The following is an 18,169-nucleotide window of genomic DNA, read 5'->3' as shown; positions in this document are numbered from 1 at the left end:
GTCTCCCGCCGGGCGGACACTGGCCCCGGCGGTCATAATTCTCATGTCAATGGAGCCAACGATTCCCAGCACTATCCCTATGCCAGCCTTGCTGCCCCGGCGCCTGCAATGGCTGGCTTTCGCCGTGCGCATTTTGCTATGGCTCGTCGCAGGGGCCTGGGTGCTCTTTGGCCTGAGCTGGATCGTGCTGCATGGCTGGATTGTGCCGCGAATCGGGGAATTCCGTCCGCGCCTTGAAATAGAGGCCAGCAAGGCCCTGGGGGTGCCTGTACGCATCGGTGAAATCACCGCCCATTCCCAGGGAATGATCCCCTCCTTCGAGCTGCGTGATGTGACGCTGCTGGACCCCCAGGGCCGCGAAGCCTTGCGCCTGCCGCGCCTGCTGGGTGCGCTGTCTCCGTCGTCCATCTGGAGCCTGGGTTTTGAGCAGCTGTATATCGACAAGCCTGAACTCGATATCCGCCGCGCCGCCGACGGGAAAATCTATGTCGGCGGGCTGGACGTGTCGCAGAATCGCGCCGGCGGCCAGAGCGCCGCGGCCGACTGGTTTTTCTCCCAGACCGAATTCGTGATCAAGGGCGGCACCGTGCGCTGGACCGACGAATTGCAGAAGGCGCCCACGCTGGCTCTGACGCAGGTCGACTGGGTGATGCGCAATGCGCGCCGCCGCCACCTGATGCGGCTGGACGCCACGCCGCCGCCGGAGTGGGGTGACCGCTTCAGCTTCAGGGGCATATTCCGGCAATCGCTGCTGTCCACCGATGCGGGCAATTTCGAGGGCTGGAGCGGCCAGATGTTTGCCGACTTCGGCCGTGTCGATGCCTCCCGCGTCAGGCAATACGTCAGCGTGGACACGCTGGGCGTGGAGCTGATTCGCGGCAATGGCGCGCTGCGCGCCTGGGCGGACGTCAGCAAGGGGCAGATCATCGGCGGCACGGCCGACGTGGCCTTGCAGGACGTGGACGCCAGGCTGGGCGCCAAGCTCCAGCCGCTGGCGTTTGAATCGGTCGCCGGGCGCATTGGCGGCGGGCAACGCGCCAACGGCTTTGACTTCAACACCGAAGGCTTGCGCTTTCGCACGCGCGACGGCCTGCAGTGGCCAGGCGGCAATGTGGCGCTGGTGCATACCGGCGACGAGGCCGGCGCGCCGCAGCACACCGAATTCAAGGCCGACAGGCTAGACCTCGCCGCGCTGGCACAGATCGCCAACCGCCTGCCGCTGGATGCGCCTACGCACGCGCTCATTGCTTCTTTCGCTCCCAAGGGCCTGGTCGAAACCGTCGAGGCCCGCTGGCAGGGGCCAATGGACGCGCCCTCCACCTATGCGGCCAAAGGGCGTGTGGTCGGCCTGAATGTGGCCGCGCTGCCAGCGCCGGCCCAGTCGACCCAGCCGGCCGCTGCCGGCCCGGCGCCGGCGCACCCCCGGCCCGGCCGGCCCGGTATCAGCGGCGCGGCGATTGATTTCGATTTGACGCAGGACGGCGGGCAGGCCAAAGTCAAAATCACCAATGGTGCGCTGGCCTTGCCGGGCGTTTTTGAAGACCCGGTGGTGCCGTTCGACCAGTTGTCGACGGACGCCCAGTGGAAGTTTTCGGGGCGAAAGATAGAAGCCCAGCTGCGCAACCTGCAGTTTTCCAATGCCGACGCGCAGGGTGACGCCCAGATCAGCTGGCACACGGCCGATGTGGGCGCCGGCCCCGCGCCTGCCGCAGGCGCGCCGGATCACCGCTTTCCCGGCGTGCTGGATTTGCAGGGCGCCTTGAGCCGGGGTGACGGCGACCGGGTTCACCGCTATTTGCCGCTGGTGTTGCCTGACCCCGTGCGCCATTACGTGCGGGACGCCGTGGTGCAGGGTCAGGTCAGCGACGTGAAATTCAAGGTCAAGGGGCCAGTCGAAGAGTTGCCCTTCAAGAACCCGGCGCACGGCGAGTTCCGGGTGTCGGCCAAGGTGCGCAACGGGCACTTTGCCTACGTGCCCAAGACCATACAGCCGGCCGGCGCGGCCGCCTGGCCTGCTCTGACCGAACTCACCGGCGAGCTGGTGTTCAACCGCGCGGCGCTGGAGATCAACGGCGCCACGGGCAAGGTCGCCGGCCTGCCGGGCCTGCAGCTGGTCAAGGCGGACGCCCGCATCCCGGATTTGACCCACGACTCCACGGTGGAGGTCAATGTGGACATCAAGGGCGCGCTGTCCGACGCGCTGGGCTTCGTCAACCAGTCGCCGGTGGGCAACATGACCAACCATGTGCTGGCCAAGGCCGTGGCGACCGGCACGGGCGATTACCGCTTTCGCCTGAAGCTTCCCATCCATTCCATTGATAAATCCAATGTGGACGGCACCGTCACGCTGTCCGGCAACGACGTGCAGTTTGCACCTGCCGTTCCCACGCTGGCGCGGCTGCGGGGCGTGGTGACCGTGAGCGAGCGCGGGTTCTCCGTTGCGGGGGGCCAGGCGCGGCTGCTGGGCGGCGACATCCGTTTTGACGGCGGCATGCGCTCGCAGCCGCGTGCGCCGGGCAGCGTAGAGACCGAAACCGTCGCGTCCTTCAAAGGCCAGGGAACCGTCACCGCCGAAGGCTTGCGCCAGGCCAAAGAGCTGGGGCCGCTGGCTCGCATGGCCCAAAACGCCAGCGGCAGCGCACCCTATACGGCCACCCTGGGTTTTCGCCGCGGCCAGCCTGAGGTCACCATCTCCAGCAGCCTGCAAGGCATGGCTTTGAACCTGCCCGCGCCCCTGGTCAAAACCGCTGAATCGGCGCTGCCGCTGCGATTTGAGAATACGCTGCTGCAGGCCTCCCTGGCGCCGGGGCAAAAACTGGAGGACCAGCTCTCGGTCACCCTCGGGCGCGTGGCGACCGTCAGCTATGTGCGCGACGTGAGCGGCGCTGAGCCGCGGGTGATACGGGGCGGAATCGGCGTTGGGCTGGAGCCGGGCGAGACGGCGCCCATGCAGGAAGCGGGTGTCGCGGCCAACATCAACCTGGCCCATGTCGACCTGGACGCCTGGCAGCGCTTGCTGACAGACTCCTCCGGCAGCAGCGCGCTTGCCGCGCCGCCGCCGGCGGCGGCCACCGCGGCCACCAACCGCGCAGCGGCGGTTGCCGCGCTGACTTACATGCCGACCGTGATGGCCATACGCGCGAAAGAGCTCGTGATTGAAGGGCGCAAGCTCAACAATGTCGTGGTCGGGGGGTCTCGCGAAGGCCTCACCTGGCGGGCGAATATCGACGCCTCCGAACTCAATGGCTATGTCGAGTTTCGCCAGGCCGGCGGCATTGGCGCGGGGCGCGTGTACGCACGGCTGTCGCGCCTGAGCCTGGAGACCGGAACCGCCAGCGACGTCGAGGCCATCCTGAATGAGCAGCCCGCCAGCATTCCGGCCCTTGACGTCGTGGTGGAAGACCTCGAGCTGCGCGGCAAAAAGCTGGGTCGCGTCGAGATCGATGCCGTCAACCGCGGCGCGTCGGTAGCGGCGCGCGAAGGTGTCCGTGAATGGCGGCTGAACAAATTTAATGTGACGCTTCCCGAGGCCGTGTTGACCGCCACCGGCAACTGGGTGGCCCTGAATGCGCAGGCCGGCGCGGCTGCAGCCGCCGGTGGTGCGCGCGGGGCGCGCGCGCCGTCGGAGCGGCGGCGCACCGTGATGAACTTCAAGCTCGACATCGCCGATTCAGGCGCATTGCTCAAGCGCTTCGGCATGGGCGATGTGATTCGCCGCGGCAAGGGCAAGCTGGAGGGCCAGGTGGCCTGGGTCGGTTCGCCCCTCAGCCTGGACTACCCGACCATGAGCGGGCAGTTCAACATCAACGTCGAGTCCGGGCAGTTCGTCAAGGCCGACCCGGGCATCGCCAAGCTGCTGGGCGTGCTGAGCCTGCAGTCCCTGCCGCGGCGGCTGGCGCTCGATTTCAGGGATGTTTTTTCCGAAGGATTCGCGTTTGACTTTGTCCGCGGCGACGTCAACATCAACCAGGGTGTGGCCTATACCAACAACCTGCAGATGCGCGGCGTCAATGCCGCCGTCCTGATGGAGGGCAGCGCCGACATTGCCAAGGAAACGCAAAATATCAAGGTGGTGGTGGTGCCGGAAATCAACGCCGGCACAGCCTCCCTGATCGCGACCGCGATCAACCCGGCCATCGGCCTGGGCAGCTTCCTGGCGCAGATGTTTTTGCGCCGCCCGCTGATGCAGGCGGCCACCCAGGAGTTCCATATCGACGGCGCCTGGTCCGACCCGAAAGTCACCAAGCTGGACCGCAAGGCCCAGGCGGAAGGCAAGCCGGGCGAAGCATCTACGGAGACGCGCTGATCATGAAAATAGCTGCCATTCAGATGGTGTCGGGCACCCGGATCGAGGACAACCTGCAGGTGGCTCACCAGCTGCTGGGCCAGGCCGCGGCGCAAGGCGCGGAGCTGGCCGTGCTGCCCGAGTACTTCTGCATCATGGGCCGCAAAGACACCGACAAGCTTCAGTTCCAGGAGACGCCCGGCAAAGGCCTGATCCAGGATTTCCTGAGCCGGTCGGCGCGCGAACTGGGGCTCTGGATCGTGGGCGGCACGCTGCCGATGGCGACGGCCGACCCCGCGCGTGCCCGCAACTGCTCGCTGGCCTATGCGCCTTCCGGCGAATGTGTGGCCCGCTACGACAAGATCCACCTCTTTCGCTTCGCGCAGGGCCAGGAAGACTACGACGAAAGGCGCGTGCTGGAGCCCGGAGCGCAACCCGTTCGCTTCGATCTGCCTTCGCGCGACGGCCACAGCTACACCGTCGGCATGAGCGTTTGCTACGACCTGCGCTTTCCCGAACTGTACCGCGCCCTGAAGGCCGATGTGCTGCTGGTGCCCAGCGCCTTCACTTACACCACCGGCCAGGCGCATTGGGAAGTTTTGCTGCGCGCACGCGCCATCGAAAACCTGGCTTATGTGCTGGCGTCGGCCCAGGGCGGCACCCACGAAAATGGCCGCCGCACCTGGGGCCACAGCATGGTGGTCGACCCCTGGGGCCAGATCCTGGCGGAGCGCGCCGAAGAGGCGGGCGTGGTGATGGCAGAAGTCCAGAGTGCCAACCTGCAGGGCGTGCGGGGCCGCCTGCCCGCCCTGTCGCATTGCGTGCTGTGAGGCAGTCCCCGTGAAGTTTTCGTTTGCGCGGGGCGTCAGCAGGGACAGCCGCCGATGGTCGCTCTGGGTCCTGATGGTCACCCTGGTGGTGGCCTTGCTGGGCATACTGGTCTGGCTGGCGGGGCGTTACGAGTCCAGCATGGTGCAAAGCAGGCTGGAGCACGACGCGAGCGAAACCGTCACGGACATCCGCTCGGAGCTCACGCGCAACATCCAGACCTTCCAGGCCCTGCAGTCCAGCGAGCGCACGCCCTCGTCCTGGCATCAGTCCGCGATCGAGTTGCTTCGTGAGCACCGCGAGATCATGCGGCTCGAATGGCGCAATGAAGCCCTCGAGGTGCAGGCCTTTGCTGAAACGCCTTACCGCACGTCCGTGTTTGAGCGGCTGGGCCGCAGCAGCATGCAGGCCGATGTGAGCCTGACCTGCACCACGGCCCGGCGCCTGAGCGGCTCGGCCTATTCCACCAGCTACTTCATGCCGCAGCCCAACGGCCTGGGCCTGGAGGTGATGGACATGTGCCTGCCCATCGTGGCGGCGGGGCGCATCACCGGTTTTACGATCGCCACGTATTCACTGCAGGACATCCTGAGCGAGCTGGTGGGCAAGCAGCTGTCCCGCGGCGTCGGCCTGTCCTTCACCGAGGCCGACGGCACGCGCCTGGCCCTGCATGGCGTTCCCGCGAAGGGCAGCCGCATCTACATTGCGCAGCAGCTGCTGGACCTGCCCGGCAACACCATGGTCGTGCGCATGGAAAGCCGCCTGGGCACGCCCGCCCTTTTCCCCAACGTGCTGACCGCGCTGGTGACCGCCATGTCGCTGGCGCTGATCGCGGTGCTTTTCCTGTTCGCCCGGGACATGCGGCGCAGGCTGAGGGTCGAAAACGACCTGGGCGAGGCCCTGGCCTTTCGCAAGGCCATGGAAGACTCGGTGCTGACAGGCCTGCGCGCCCGCGACCTGCAGGGGCGCATCACCTATGTGAACCCGGCGTTTTGCAAGATGGTGGGCGTGGAGGCCAAGGAGTTGCTCAACCACAGCTTTCCGTCCCCGTACTGGCCGCCGGAGCTGGCCAGCATGTACCAGCAGCGCCAGGAAATCCGCCTGGCCGGCAACAACCTGCCGCGCGAAGGCCACGAGTCGGTGTTCATGCGGCGCGACGGCACGCGTTTCCCCGTGCTGATCATGGAGGCCCCGCTGATCAACGCCGTGGGCAAACACACCGGCTGGATGAGCGCCATCCTGGACGTGAGCGAGCAGCGCCGGGTCGAGGAACTCTCGCGCGCCAGCCAGGACCGCCTGCAGGCCACCGCGCGGCTTGCGATGGTGGGCGAGATGGCGTCGCTGCTCAGCCACGAACTCAACCAGCCGCTGGCCGCGATTTCCAGCTACGCCACCGGCTCGCTCAATCTGCTGCAAGGTGAGACGGCCGCCGAGAAACCCGCCGCGGCGCCCACGCCGCCGCTGTCTGAAGACCTGCAGCTGGCCATGCGCCGCATTGCCGAGCAAGCCGAGCGCGCCGGCAAGGTCATCAAAAGCGTGCATGACTTTGTCCGCCGGCGCGACCAGGTGCGCGAGGCGGTGCAGCCGCGCGCCCTGCTCGACGCCATCATGCCGCTGGTCAGCCTGCAGGCGCGCAAGCTCGGCGTGCGTGTGGTGATTGAAGTCGATGAAAGCTGCGAGCCGGTGCTGTGCGACCGCACCATGGTCGAGCAGGTGCTGCTCAACCTGTCGCGCAACGGCATGCAGGCCATGCAGAATTTGCCTGAAGGCGCACCGCCCGGCGGCGCGGCGCCGCAGCCAGGGAAGGTGCTGACACTGCGCATCCGCCCCGCGGCCTCCAATGCGCACAGCCGCTGGGTCGAATTTGCGGTGATCGATTGCGGCCAGGGCATTGCCGAGGATGTGGCCGAGCGGCTTTTCACGCCTTTCTTCACCACCAAGGAAGAAGGCATGGGCCTGGGGCTGAGTCTGTGCCGAACCGTGATAGAACAGCACGGCGGCTTCCTCGGGTTCGAGGCGGCCGAGCCTCAGGGTACGATTTTCAGTTTTACCCTGCCCGCGGCGCTGGCTCAGGATGCCGGATCAGAGCGACCCTGAAGGATTTGCATGGAACCTATTTACGACGCCACGGTTTATATCGTCGATGACGATGCCAGCGTGCGCGATGCGCTCGCCTGGCTGCTGCGCTCGCGGCGGCTGCTGAGCGAGACCTTTGACAGCGCCGAAGCGTTCGATGCACGGGTGTCTGACGGGTTCAAGGTCAAGGCGCCTTCCTGCCTGCTGCTCGATGTGCGCATGGCGGGGCTCAGCGGCCTGGCCATGTTCGAAAAACTGATCGGCTACGGCCTGCTGCCGACCCTGCCGGTGATTTTCCTGACCGGCCACGCCGACGTGCCCACCGCTGTCGACGCGGTCAAACGCGGCGCTTTTGATTTCTGCGAAAAGCCTTTTTCAGACAACGCCCTGGTGGACCGCATCGAGCAGGCGCTCAACCTGTCCGCGGCGGCGCTGTCCCAGCACAGCGAGTCCACCAGCCTGCAGGCCCGGCTTGACGGCCTCACAGACCGCGAGCGTGACGTGATGCGGCTGGTGGTGGGCGGCCTGCCCAACAAGCTCGTGGCCGACCAGCTCGACATCAGCGTGCGGACGGTAGAAGTCCACCGCGCACGCGTCTTTGACAAAATGGGCGTCAAGTCGGCGGTGGAGCTGGCCAACCTGCTGCGCAGCCTGTAGCCGCTTCTCGCCGATTTCCGGTTTTATTTCTTGTCGGATTCCGCACCGGGCGCTGGTTGCTCCGGGTCCTTCAGTTCGCCGTTCTTGCGGCCTGAAAACATCGTCCACCACACAATGAACACCAGCAGCAGCAACGCCCCTAGGGCTTCGAGCAAAAGTAAGGCCATGATATTTCCCTGGATTCCATCCATACGCGCCGGGCGCTCCATGCGGCTGACGCGGCTTGTGCCGATTATCGCCACCGTGCTGCTGGCCTCCTGCGCCAGTCCGCCCTTGCCGCCTTCGCCGACCTCTTCCGGGGCGCCGCCGGCCGCGGGCAGCCGTCCCGGCGACTCGGGCCCCTTGCCCGCGTCCATCGTCCAGGGCAAAAGCCGCTGGGTGCCGGTTCGCTGGGCGGAACTGCCCGGGTTTGAAGAAGACCAGCTGTTCGAGGCCTGGAATGCCTGGCTCAAAAGCTGCGAGCGCCCCGGCCCGGTATTTGCGCCCTTGTGCGCCGAGGTCCGCCGCCTGAGCATTGCCTCCGCCGAAGAGCAGCGCAACTGGATGGTGAGCCGCCTTCAGCCTTACCGGGTCGAAAGCCCGCAAGGCGCGGCCGACGGGCTGCTGACCAGTTATTTCGAACCCGTCCTCAAGGCCAGTCGCCAGCCCGGCGCGGGGTTTGATGTGCCGCTGTACCGCACGCCGGCCTCGCTGGGCAGCCGCAAGCCCTGGTTTTCACGGCAGGAAATTGATACCTTGCCCGAGGCCCGGGCTGCGCTGAAGGGCCGCGAAATCGCCTGGCTGGCGGACCCGGTCGAGGCGATGTCGCTGCACATTCAGGGCTCCGGCCGCTTGAGCATCACCGAGCCTGACGGCGCGCAGCGCATGATCCGCGTGGCCTATGCCGGCTCCAACGAGCAGCCGTTTCGCAGCGTCACCCAGTGGCTGCTGGACCAGGGCGAAGGCCGCATGACCACGCCCTGGGTGGAGTCCACCAAGGCCTGGGCCGCCAGAAACCCGCCCCAGCGTGTGCAGCAGATGCTCTGGAGCAATCCGCGCTACACCTTCTTCCAGGAGCAGCCGTTGAGCGAGCTGGACGCCGCCTTCGGCCCCAAGGGCGCACAGGGCGTGGCGCTGACGCCGGGGCGCTCTATCGCGGTGGATCCGGGCAGCATCCCTTACGGCACGCCGGTGTGGCTGGCTTCGCGCGGCGGTGCGGGCAGCCTGCAGAAACTGGTGCTGGCGCAAGACACGGGCAGCGCCATCACCGGCGCGGTGCGGGCCGACTACTTTGCCGGCACCGGGCCGGAGGCCGGCCAGTTCGCCGCGCGCATGAACCAGCCGCTCAGGCTCTGGGTGCTTTGGCCGCGCTGAACCACTCCCCAGGAGTCATCATGAACAAACCATGGAACATCTCTGCAGCGCTGCTGGCGGCGGCATTGGGCGGCTGCGCCGGCGGCGGCAACTGGCAGGGTGGGGGTGGCGGCCCGCTGTACCGCTGCGAGCACGGCATCGAGTTCCGGGTCAAGTTCATCGACGACACGGCGGTGCTGGACGGCCCCGGCGGCCACGACATCCTGAACCGTGACGCCGGCGGGCAGGGGCCGCAACAGACGGTTTACAGCAACCCGCGCATGCGCGCCGAGTTTGGCCTGGGCGCCAGTGGCCGCGAGGCCCGGTTGCATTACCCGATGCTGCCGTTGTCGGCCCGCTGCGTGCGCGACTGAATTTTTTAACGCACGGAGAGGCGGACTTCTACGCGCATCCCCTCGCGCCGTGTGGACTGCCGGCTGTCGGCGATGCCGCTGCTGCTGCCGGCGCCGGCGTCGTCCGATTCGGCCACGGTGACCCATTCCCCGAGACGCACGCTCAGCGAAGTGTTGGTCGATGACGAGGACAAGGGCGCCATCGGTGACGAGCCTGTGCGGCTGGCCTGCCCCGCGGCCAGTTCCAGCTCCGCGCTGTCGCCGCCGTACCAGGTCGGCCTGGCCGCAAAGCCGCTGTTGGCATCGATGAACACGGTGCTCGCCTGACGCGCCTGCACCAGCCGCAGCGGCTGGCTGTTGCCCAGGTTGATGTTGACGTTGCGGCCGTTGAGCACCAGCACGCGCTGGACCAGGTCGCGCGAATCGCTGCGCTGGTTGTCCTGCGCCGTGATGTTGACGTTGGCGCCCGAGCGGCCGGGTTGCAAGGTAACGCCGCCCTGCGCGCCCAGCGCACTTTGGGACAGGGCGTTGTTTCGCACCTGGCGCACTTCGATCTGCAGGTTGCGCATGGGCAGCGGTTCCGGTGTTGCTGTTGAATTCATCGCTGGCTGCGCAAATGTCACTGGGGCCAGCGCCATCAGAAGCATTGAAAAAATCGCTGAGGCGGCGTAACGGGATTTCGGCATGTCGGGCTCCAGATGATGTGGCGGAAGAGGGAGTAAAGAAAACTTCACGCTATGAAAATGATAGTCAAGGATTTAGATTTTGATTGAGGAAAACGGTCATTTCTATTCCTCACGACGATCCGTTGCGCGCCAGATGCCCCAGCGGCAGGGCGCTGCTGGCCTTGACCTCGCCGAGCGAAAAACTGGTGTGCAGGTCTTTGACGTTCGGCAGGTTGATCAGGTTTTGCAGCGCGAACTTGCTGAAGGCCTCCAGGTCTTGCGCCACCACCTGCAGCTCGAAGGTGCCGGTGCCGCTGATGTAGTGGCAAGAGACGATCTCAGGCAGCTTCTTGATGGCTTCTTCCAGCTGGCGTGTGGCGTCGCCGCTGTTGCGGTCGGCGTCCAGCCGCACAAAAGCCAGCACGCCCAGCCCGATCTTGTGGCGGTTGATCTCGGCCCGGTAGCCGGTGATAAAGCCAGACTCCTCCAGCGCCCGCACCCGCCGCCAGCAGGGCGCGGCCGACAGTCCCACGCGGGACGCCAGTTCCGTATTCGTCAACCGTGCGTCGAGTTGCAACTCATTCAGGATGGCGATGTCAAACTTGTCTAATGTTTCCATATATGGCACTTTACAGCAAGATTCTTTCTGAAAGTGGGCTAAATCAGGCAAACAAAGCAAAGACATATCAGGGCTTGCGGCATACACTTTGCATGCACATAGAGGGCTGGCCCTAACCGGGTTTTGACCCTTCTGCTGACGCTGCCCACAAGGCGGTACTAAAAAACAGTTTTGGAGACCCACGAATATGAACGCGCCCCTACCTGAGCACATCCGCAAGGCCCTCGAAACCGTCACTCTCGACGATAAATATTCGCTTGACCACGGCCGCGCCTTTATGAGCGGCGTCCAGGCGCTGGTCCGCCTGCCCATGCTGCAGCGTGCGCGCGATGCCATCGAAGGCCTGAATACAGCGGGTTTTGTCAGCGGCTACCGCGGCTCGCCGCTGGGGGGCTATGACCAGGCCCTGTGGGCCGCCAAAAAGCACCTGGCTGCGCAAAACATCGTGTTCCAGCCCGGCGTCAATGAAGAGCTGGGCGCCACCGCCGTCTGGGGCACGCAGCAGCTCGACCTGTATCCGCAAAGCAAAAAATTCGACGGTGTGTTCGGCATCTGGTACGGCAAGGGCCCGGGCGTGGACCGCTGCTCCGACGTCTTCAAGCACGCCAACATGGCCGGCACCGCCAAACACGGCGGCGTGATCGCCATTGCCGGCGACGACCATGTCTCCAAGAGCTCCACCGCTGCCCACCAGAGCGACCACATCTTCAAGGCCTGCGGCCTGCCGGTGTTCTTCCCGTCCAACGTGCAGGACATCCTGGATATGGGGCTGCATGCGTTTGCCATGAGCCGTTTTTCCGGCGTCTGGTCGGGCATGAAAACCATCCAGGAGGTCGTGGAGTCGTCCAGCTCCATCCTGGTCGACCCGGACCGCGTGAAGATCGTCATCCCTGAAGACTTTGAAATGCCGCCCGGCGGCCTGCACATCCGCTGGCCTGATCCCCCGCTGGAGCAGGAAGCCCGGCTGATGGACTACAAGTGGTATGCGGCGCTCGCGTACATCCGCGCCAACAAGCTCAACTACAACGTCATCGCCGGTCCCAAAGACCGCTTCGGCCTGATCGCCAGCGGCAAGGCCTTCAACGACACGCGCCAGGCACTGGCCGACCTTGGCCTGGACGAAGAAACCTGCCACCAGCTGGGCATTCGCCTGCACAAGGTCAACGTGGTCTGGCCGCTGGAAGCCACAATCACGCGTGACTTCGCCCAAGGCCTGCAAGAGATCCTGGTGGTGGAGGAAAAACGCCAGGTCATCGAGTACCAGATCAAGGAAGAGCTCTATAACTGGCGCGCCGACGTGCGCCCCAATGTGCTGGGCAAGTTTGATGAGCCCGAAGGCGACCAGTCCGGCGGCGAATGGGGCCGCTCCAACCCGAGCGACAACTGGCTGCTGCGCGCCAAGGCCGACCTCACGCCGGCCATCATCGCCAAGGCGATTGCCAAGCGCCTCAAAAAGCTGGGCGTGCCCGCCGACATCATTTCGCGCATGGATGAGCGGCTGGCCGTGATCGAGGGGCGCGAACGCGCGCTGGCTGAAGGTAAATCAGATACCGGCGAGCGCGCACCCTGGTTTTGCAGCGGCTGCCCGCACAACACCAGCACGCGCGTGCCTGAAGGCTCGCGCGCCGTGGCCGGCATCGGCTGCCATTACATGGCGACCTGGATGGACCGCTCCACCTCCACCTTCACCCAGATGGGCGGCGAAGGCGTGACCTGGGTGGGCCAGGCGGCTTTCACGACCGACGAACACATCTTTGCCAACCTGGGCGACGGCACCTACTTTCACAGCGGGCTGCTGGCGATCCGCCAGGCCATCGCCTCGGGTGTGAACATCACCTACAAGATCCTCTACAACGACGCGGTTGCCATGACGGGCGGCCAGCAGGTCGGCGAGCGGCCCGAAGGCCATTCGGTGTTGCAGATCATGCAAAGCCTGCGCGCCGAAGGCGTGGCCAAGCTGGTCATCGTGACCGACGAGCCGAAAAAGTACGACGGCGCGCCGCTGCTGGACGGCGTGACAGTGCACCACCGCGACGAGTTGGACCGCATCCAGCGCGAGTTCCGCGAACTCAAGGGCACGACCGCCATCATTTACGACCAGACCTGCGCGACGGAAAAACGCCGCCGCCGCAAACGCGGCACCCTGGCCGACCCGGAAAAGCGCGTGGTCATCAACGAGCTGGTGTGCGAAGGCTGTGGTGACTGCTCGGTGCAGTCCAACTGCCTCTCGGTGGAACCGCTGGAGACTGAATTCGGCCGCAAACGCCGCATCAACCAGAACACCTGCAACAAGGATTACTCCTGTGTGAAAGGCTTTTGCCCCAGCTTTGTCACCGTCGAAGGCGGGCAACTGAAGAAGCCCAAGAAGGACAAGAAGGGTGCCCCGAGCAGCCTGTTCGCGATTCCGGAACCCGTGCTGCCGGTGGCTGAAAACGCCTGGGGCATCGTGGTCGGTGGCGTGGGCGGCACCGGCGTCATCACCATCGGCCAGTTGCTGGGCATGGCGGCGCATATCGAAGGCAAAGGCGTGGTTACGCAGGACGCCGGTGGCCTGGCGCAAAAAGGCGGCGCGACCTGGAGCCATATCCAGATCGCCAACCGGCCGGAAGCCATCTACACCACCAAAGTCGACACCGCAAAAGCCGACCTGGTGATCGGCTGCGACCCCATCGTGGCGGCCAGCAAGTACACGCTGACGGTCATGCAGCCCGGCCGCACTTACGTGGCGATGAACTCGCACGGCACGCCGACGGCAGCCTTTGTGAAAAACCCGGCCTGGCAATTCCCCGGTGGCAATTGCGAGTCGGCGGTGACTTCCGCAGTGGGCGCTGACTTGCTCGGCAGCTTCGATGCCGAGCAGGTGGCGGTGCAACTGGTGGGCGATTCAATCTATACCAACCCGCTGATGCTGGGCTTTGCCTGGCAAAAAGGCCGGGTGCCGCTGTCGCACGCCGCGCTCATGCGCGCGATGGAGCTCAACGGTGTGCAGGTCGACAACAACAAGGCCGCTTTTGAGTGGGGCCGTCGCTGTGCGCACGACCTGGCCGCGGTGCAGGCTTTGTTCAAGGCGGCCCAGGTGATCGAGTTCGTCAAGCGCCCCGCGCTGGCCGACATGCTGGCCAAGCGGGTCGACTTCCTGATGGCCTACCAGAATGCGGCTTATGCGCAGACCTACCAGGCCTTTGTCGAGAAGGTGCGCGCCGCAGAAGCCCCGCTGGGCAAAACGCTGCTGACCGAGGCGGTGGCCCGTTACCTCTTCAAACTCATGGCCTACAAAGACGAGTACGAGGTGGCGCGCCTGCACACCGACACCGGCTTCCTGGACAAGGTCAACGGCATGTTTGAAGGCGACTTCAAGCTCAATTACCACCTGGCGCCTCCGATGATCGCGTCCACCAACGACAAGGGCGAGCTGCAAAAGCAGCAATTCGGCCCCTGGATGCTGGGCGCCTTCAAGGTGCTGGCCCGCCTCAAAGGCCTGCGCGGCACGCCGCTGGACGTTTTCGGCCGCACCGAAGAGCGCCGCACGGAGCGGGCATTGATTGAGGAATACCGCGCCAGCATGGAAGAGGTGCTGGCGGGGCTGAGCGCTGAAAACCATGCCGTTGCGGTCGAAATCGCCCGGATCCCGGAAATGATCAAGGGTTACGGCCATGTCAAGGCGCGCCACCTGGCCGCCGCGCGCCCGCAATGGGCGGCGCTGATGGCGTCCTTTCGTCAGCCCCAGGCAACCGGCCAGCGGCAGGCTGCTTAAGGCTCAATCCGGGGCGGCACCGGCCTGACGCCGGGCCAATAGCGGCCCGATACCCGCATATCGGGACGGTGCCGCACCCCAAAGCGCAGCCCGGCGTGGGCTGCGCCCGACATTTGCGCGTAAACCCGGCTTGAAAAGCCCTTGGCGCGCGCCAGTTACCTCCTTCGTGCGGCAGGCCGCCGCATACAATCGTGGGCTCTGCGCCCCGTCCGAGTCCGGACGGCGCTCGCCAGTTTGTTTTAAAACGTTGTGGAGTTAGCCGTGTTCATTTCTTCTGCCTTTGCCCAAACCGCCCCTGCCGCTGCTGCCGGCGGCGACATGATGTCCTCGCTCACGGGCATGCTGCCGCTGGTGCTGATGTTTGTGGTGCTGTATTTCGTGATGATCCGTCCGCAGATGAAAAAACAGAAAGAGCACCGCGCCATGATCGACGCCCTGGCCAAGGGCGATGAAGTCGCCACCGCCGGCGGCCTGCTGGGCAAGGTCACCAAGCTGGGCGACGTCTACCTGACGCTCGAACTCGCGCCAGGCGTTGAAGTGCAGTTGCAGCGCAGCGCCATCATCCAGGTCCTGCCCAAGGGCGCGATCAGCCCGGCCAAGTAATTAAAGAACCCAAAAGCGTCGAAAGGCCGAGCGGCCTTGCGATGCAGGGCGGACTTCAAGCCAGGCGCCCTTTTTTGTGCTTTTTGTTCGTTTGTCACCAGGAACAGCCCTCTCATGAATCGTTATCCGGCCTGGAAGTACGCCATTATTGTGGTCGCGCTGTTGATCGCGGCCTTGTACACACTGCCCAATTTTTTTGGCGAGGCGCCTGCCGTCCAGGTTTCCAGCGGCAAGACCATCGTCAAGGTCGACAGCACGACCATGGCCAGAGTGGAGCAGGCCCTGAAGGACGCCAGCATCACGGCCGATGCGATCACGCTCGAAGGCAGCTCGATCAAGGCGCGTTTCGGCGACACCGACACGCAGCTCAAGGCCAAGGACGCCGTCGAAAAGGCCCTGATTCCCGACCCGAAGGATCCTTCCTACGTGATCGCGCTCAACCTGTTGTCGCGTTCGCCGGCCTGGCTGACCTCGCTTCACGCCTTCCCGATGTACCTGGGGCTGGACTTGCGCGGCGGTGTTCACTTCATGCTCCAGGTGGATATGGAGGCTGCGCTCACCAAGCGCGCTGAATCCCTGGCCGGCGATATCCGCTCATCCCTGCGGGAAAAGAACATCCGGCACGGCGGCATCAGCCGCAACGCCCAGACCATCGAGATCAAGGTTCGCGATTCCGCCACGCTGGCGTCCACCAAGGCCCTGATTCAAGACCAGTTCCCGGACCTGCAGGCCGTGGATACACCGGACGGCACCGAGTACAAGCTGACCGCCACCATCAAGCCCGAGGCGGCGCGCCGCGTGCAGGACCAGGCGCTCAAGCAGAACATGGTGACCCTGCACAACCGTATCAATGAGCTCGGCGTGGCCGAGCCGGTGATCCAGCAGCAGGGCATAGACCGCATCGTGGTTCAGTTGCCCGGTGTGCAGGACACGGCCAAGGCCAAGGAAATCCTGGGCCGCACCGCGACACTGGAAATGCGGCTGGTCGACGCCAGTGCCGAAGGGCAGGCGGCGGCCGCCGGCGGCATGGTGCCGTTCGGCTCGGAAAAATTCCTCGACACCAACGGCATCCCGGTGATCGTGAAAAAGCAGATTCTGGTCACCGGCGAAAGCCTGACGGACGCCCAGGCCGGCTTCGAATCGCAGAAACAGGAACCCAACGTCTCCCTGACCCTGGATGCCAAGGGCGGCCGCGTGATGCGCGATGTGAGCCGCGAAAACCTGAACAAGCCGATGGCGATCCTGCTGTTTGAAAAGGGCAAGGGCCAGGCGATTTCGGTGGCCACCATCCGCGGAGAGCTGGGCACGCGTTTCAGCATTTCCGGCGCCATGAACATCAATGCGGCCAATGACCTGGCCTTGCTGCTGCGCGCAGGTTCGCTGGCCGCGCCCATGGAAATCATCGAAGAACGCACGATCGGCCCCACGCTGGGCGCAGACAACATCTCCAAGGGCTTTCACAGTGTGTCCTGGGGCTTTGTGGTGATCGTGGCGTTCATGGCCGCCTACTACATGCTGTTCGGCCTTTTCTCCGGCCTGGCGCTCGCTGTCAATTTGCTGCTGCTGGTCGCCGTGCTGTCCATGCTGCAGGCCACGTTGACCTTGCCGGGCATGGCGGCCATGGCGCTGGCGCTCGGTATGGCCATCGACTCGAACGTGCTGATCAATGAGCGGGTGCGGGAAGAGCTGCGCAACGGGGCTTCTCCGCAAGCGGCCATCCATGCGGGGTACGAGCGGGCCTGGGCGACCATCCTCGACTCCAACATCTCTACGCTGATTGCCGGCCTGGCGCTGCTGGCTTTTGGCTCTGGCCCGGTGCGGGGTTTTGCCGTGGTGCATTGCATCGGCATCCTGACCAGCATGTTCTCGGCGGTGTTTTTCTCGCGCGGCCTGGTCAACCTCTGGTATGGCCGGCAGAAAAAACTCAAGTCGGTTTCCATCGGTACCGTGTGGCGGCCTGCCACGTCCGGCACGGTGGCAACGAAGTAATCACGGCCTTTTTTCCTGAGTTTCCCAAGGACCCCAGATGGAATTCTTCAAAATCCGACGTGATATCCCGTTCATGCGCAATGCGCTGATCTTCAACGTCATCAGCTTTGCGACCTTTGCGCTGGCGGTTTTTTTCCTGTTCACCCGCGGCCTGCATCTGTCGGTGGAGTTCACGGGCGGCACCCTGATGGAGGTGAATTACACCCAGGCGGCCGATGTCGGGAAAATCCGGGATACCGTGGCCGGCCTGGGCCTGACCGATGTGCAGGTCCAGAATTTCGGAACTTCGCGTGATGTGATGATCCGCCTGCCGGCCCAGAAGGGCGTGAGCACCGCGCAGCAAAGCGACAAGGTCCTGGCCGCGCTGAAGGCCGCCAACCCGGATGTGACGCTTCGCCGCACCGAGTTTGTCGGCCCGCAGGTCGGCGAAGAGCTGGCCCATGACGGCCTGAAGGCGCTCGGCATGGTGGTATTCGGCATCATGGTGTACCTCGCCTTCCGGTTTGAGTGGAAGTACGCGGTGGCGGCCATCATCGCCAACTTGCACGACGTCGTCATCATTCTGGGCTTCTTCGCATTCTTCCAGTGGGAGTTTTCGCTGGCGGTGCTGGCGGCCGTGCTGGCGGTGCTGGGCTACTCCGTCAACGAATCGGTGGTGATCTTTGACCGGATCCGCGAAAACTTCCGCCGCTACCGCAAGATGACCACGGTCGAGATCATCGACAACGCGATCACCTCGACCATCAGCCGGACCATCATTACCCACGGCTCGACCCAGATCATGGTCTTGTCCATGTTGCTTTTTGGCGGCCCCACCTTGTTTTACTTCGCCCTGGCCTTAACCATCGGTATTTTGTTCGGCATCTACTCGTCCGTCTTTGTGGCTGCGGCGATTGCGATGTGGCTGGGCATCAAACGAGAAGATCTCATCAAGGCAAACACCAAAAAAGATGAGGACCCTAACGACCCGAATGCAGGTGCCACGGTGTAAGCTATAGGCTAATCATC

Annotated in this window: 13 protein-coding genes; 10 read left to right on the top strand and 3 right to left on the bottom strand. The window is 64.7% G+C overall.

What is annotated here, in order from left to right:
* Positions 1-49 precede the first annotated feature (49 nt).
* The 4 genes from BM408_RS20830 (at position 50) to BM408_RS20815 (ending at position 7,846) form a co-directional block, all read left to right on the top strand.
* Positions 50-4,306: a YhdP family protein gene (locus BM408_RS20830; protein ID WP_092132444.1), complete on the top strand. Its 4,257-nt coding sequence runs from the start codon at positions 50-52 to the stop codon at positions 4,304-4,306.
* Between the two features lie 2 nt (positions 4,307-4,308).
* Complete coding sequence (locus BM408_RS20825) at positions 4,309-5,115, top strand: carbon-nitrogen hydrolase family protein (protein ID WP_092132442.1); 807 nt, start codon at positions 4,309-4,311, stop codon at positions 5,113-5,115.
* A 73-nt stretch (positions 5,116-5,188) separates the two neighbouring features.
* Positions 5,189-7,210, top strand: a complete 2,022-nt coding sequence (locus BM408_RS20820) for a two-component system sensor histidine kinase NtrB (RefSeq protein ID WP_175541870.1) — start codon at positions 5,189-5,191, stop codon at positions 7,208-7,210.
* Positions 7,211-7,219: 9 nt separating this feature from the next.
* Positions 7,220-7,846 carry a response regulator transcription factor gene (locus tag BM408_RS20815; protein WP_092132439.1) on the top strand — a complete coding sequence of 209 codons (627 nt, stop codon included), beginning with the start codon at positions 7,220-7,222 and terminating at the stop codon, positions 7,844-7,846.
* 23 nt (positions 7,847-7,869) lie between these two features.
* On the opposite strand, the gene BM408_RS23005 is transcribed toward BM408_RS20815, so the two are convergent.
* Positions 7,870-8,013: a hypothetical protein gene (locus tag BM408_RS23005; RefSeq protein WP_175541866.1), complete on the bottom strand. Its 144-nt coding sequence runs from the start codon at positions 8,011-8,013 to the stop codon at positions 7,870-7,872.
* Between BM408_RS23005 and BM408_RS20810 the strand changes: the two genes are divergently transcribed.
* Together BM408_RS20810 and BM408_RS20805 are read left to right on the top strand one after the other, a co-directional pair.
* Positions 7,961-9,199 carry a murein transglycosylase A gene (locus BM408_RS20810; protein WP_175541865.1) on the top strand — a complete coding sequence of 413 codons (1,239 nt, stop codon included), beginning with the start codon at positions 7,961-7,963 and terminating at the stop codon, positions 9,197-9,199. The two genes, BM408_RS23005 and BM408_RS20810, sit on opposite strands and share 53 nt — an antisense overlap.
* A 20-nt stretch (positions 9,200-9,219) precedes the next feature.
* Positions 9,220-9,552, top strand: coding sequence for a hypothetical protein (locus BM408_RS20805; RefSeq protein ID WP_092132435.1), 333 nt, complete (start codon positions 9,220-9,222; stop codon positions 9,550-9,552).
* Between the two features lie 5 nt (positions 9,553-9,557).
* On the opposite strand, the gene BM408_RS20800 is transcribed toward BM408_RS20805, so the two are convergent.
* Positions 9,558-10,217, bottom strand: a complete 660-nt coding sequence (locus tag BM408_RS20800) for a hypothetical protein (RefSeq protein ID WP_254774899.1) — start codon at positions 10,215-10,217, stop codon at positions 9,558-9,560.
* Between the two features lie 109 nt (positions 10,218-10,326).
* Positions 10,327-10,815 (bottom strand): Lrp/AsnC family transcriptional regulator, encoded by a 489-nt coding sequence (locus BM408_RS20795; RefSeq protein WP_092132433.1) that lies wholly within the window; start codon positions 10,813-10,815, stop codon positions 10,327-10,329.
* A gap of 187 nt (positions 10,816-11,002) precedes the next feature.
* Between BM408_RS20795 and BM408_RS20790 the strand changes: the two genes are divergently transcribed.
* From BM408_RS20790 to secF, 4 genes are all read left to right on the top strand, one after another.
* Positions 11,003-14,569, top strand: coding sequence for an indolepyruvate ferredoxin oxidoreductase family protein (locus BM408_RS20790; RefSeq protein ID WP_092132431.1), 3,567 nt, complete (start codon positions 11,003-11,005; stop codon positions 14,567-14,569).
* A 261-nt stretch (positions 14,570-14,830) separates the two neighbouring features.
* Positions 14,831-15,172 carry a preprotein translocase subunit YajC gene (gene yajC, locus BM408_RS20785; protein ID WP_092132430.1) on the top strand — a complete coding sequence of 114 codons (342 nt, stop codon included), beginning with the start codon at positions 14,831-14,833 and terminating at the stop codon, positions 15,170-15,172.
* Between the two features lie 114 nt (positions 15,173-15,286).
* Positions 15,287-17,161: a protein translocase subunit SecD gene (secD, locus tag BM408_RS20780; protein WP_092132428.1), complete on the top strand. Its 1,875-nt coding sequence runs from the start codon at positions 15,287-15,289 to the stop codon at positions 17,159-17,161.
* 37 nt (positions 17,162-17,198) lie between these two features.
* Complete coding sequence (secF, locus tag BM408_RS20775; RefSeq protein ID WP_092132426.1) at positions 17,199-18,152, top strand: protein translocase subunit SecF; 954 nt, start codon at positions 17,199-17,201, stop codon at positions 18,150-18,152.
* Positions 18,153-18,169: the final 17 nt, after the last annotated feature.

It is taken from the genome of Polaromonas sp. YR568, assembly GCF_900116715.1.
Lineage (GTDB): Bacteria > Pseudomonadota > Gammaproteobacteria > Burkholderiales > Burkholderiaceae_C > Polaromonas.
The sequence above is the reverse complement of the archived record's forward strand: the minus strand, read 5'-3'. Positions and strand labels throughout refer to the sequence as shown.

Excerpts from the sequence above, each read along its gene's own strand:
- BM408_RS20830 (WP_092132444.1), top strand. The coding sequence starts at position 50 with ATGGAGCCAACGATTCCCAGCACTATCCCTATGCCAGCCTTGCTGCCC.
- BM408_RS20825 (WP_092132442.1), top strand. The coding sequence starts at position 4,309 with ATGAAAATAGCTGCCATTCAGATGGTGTCGGGCACCCGGATCGAGGAC.
- BM408_RS20820 (WP_175541870.1), top strand. The coding sequence starts at position 5,189 with ATGGTCACCCTGGTGGTGGCCTTGCTGGGCATACTGGTCTGGCTGGCG.
- BM408_RS20815 (WP_092132439.1), top strand. The coding sequence starts at position 7,220 with ATGGAACCTATTTACGACGCCACGGTTTATATCGTCGATGACGATGCC.
- BM408_RS20810 (WP_175541865.1), top strand. The coding sequence starts at position 7,961 with ATGAACACCAGCAGCAGCAACGCCCCTAGGGCTTCGAGCAAAAGTAAG.
- BM408_RS23005 (WP_175541866.1), bottom strand. The coding sequence starts at position 8,013 with ATGGCCTTACTTTTGCTCGAAGCCCTAGGGGCGTTGCTGCTGCTGGTG.
- BM408_RS20805 (WP_092132435.1), top strand. The coding sequence starts at position 9,220 with ATGAACAAACCATGGAACATCTCTGCAGCGCTGCTGGCGGCGGCATTG.
- BM408_RS20800 (WP_254774899.1), bottom strand. The coding sequence starts at position 10,217 with ATGCCGAAATCCCGTTACGCCGCCTCAGCGATTTTTTCAATGCTTCTG.
- BM408_RS20795 (WP_092132433.1), bottom strand. The coding sequence starts at position 10,815 with ATGGAAACATTAGACAAGTTTGACATCGCCATCCTGAATGAGTTGCAA.
- BM408_RS20790 (WP_092132431.1), top strand. The coding sequence starts at position 11,003 with ATGAACGCGCCCCTACCTGAGCACATCCGCAAGGCCCTCGAAACCGTC.
- secD (WP_092132428.1), top strand. The coding sequence starts at position 15,287 with ATGAATCGTTATCCGGCCTGGAAGTACGCCATTATTGTGGTCGCGCTG.
- secF (WP_092132426.1), top strand. The coding sequence starts at position 17,199 with ATGGAATTCTTCAAAATCCGACGTGATATCCCGTTCATGCGCAATGCG.